Below are 457 nucleotides of genomic sequence, written 5' to 3' on the forward strand. Positions count from 1 at the left end.
AGCCGATGGACATCGGCCGCAAAACCCGCAGCTTCCCCGCCGGAATCCGCCGAGTACTGGTCGCCAGAGACCGGGGCTGCGCTTTCCCGGGCTGCGGCAGACCACCACGACATTGCCACGCCCATCACATCCACCACTGGGCAAACGGCGGAGACACCTCGGTCGAGAACGCCGTCCTTCTCTGCAGCCACCACCACACGCTCATCCATCAAAGCGAGTGGGAAGTGAAAATAGTGCACGGACTGCCGGTGTTCTACCCACCGGCATGGCTCGACCCACTCCGCAAACCGAGACACAACCTGTTCCACGCAACCGCCGCCTAATCGCCTGACCTCCGCGGGGGCTTGATTGTGGCGATGCGAAGCGAGCTGGACAGGCCTGATGCCCGCATGGGTAGCGGTGATGACTGACGCGTTCGGTGTCAACGCAACCACGCTGCAAAGCGATTGGGGCTTGA

General features: G+C 63.0%; 2 protein-coding genes. One reads left to right on the plus strand and one right to left on the minus strand.

Annotated elements, in window-relative coordinates:
• Window positions 1-209: hypothetical protein (locus UK23_RS53695; RefSeq protein ID WP_231114486.1), on the minus strand; the 209-nt coding region annotated here is incomplete at its 3' end.
• Between UK23_RS53695 and UK23_RS53700 the strand changes: the two genes are divergently transcribed.
• Window positions 129-323 carry a hypothetical protein gene (locus tag UK23_RS53700; protein ID WP_231114485.1) on the plus strand — a complete coding sequence of 65 codons (195 nt, stop codon included), beginning with the start codon at window positions 129-131 and terminating at the stop codon, window positions 321-323. The genes UK23_RS53695 and UK23_RS53700 overlap by 81 nt on opposite strands.
• Window positions 324-457: the final 134 nt, after the last annotated feature.

Origin of the sequence: Lentzea aerocolonigenes (assembly GCF_000955955.1) — a bacterium.
GTDB lineage: Bacteria > Actinomycetota > Actinomycetes > Mycobacteriales > Pseudonocardiaceae > Lentzea > Lentzea aerocolonigenes_A.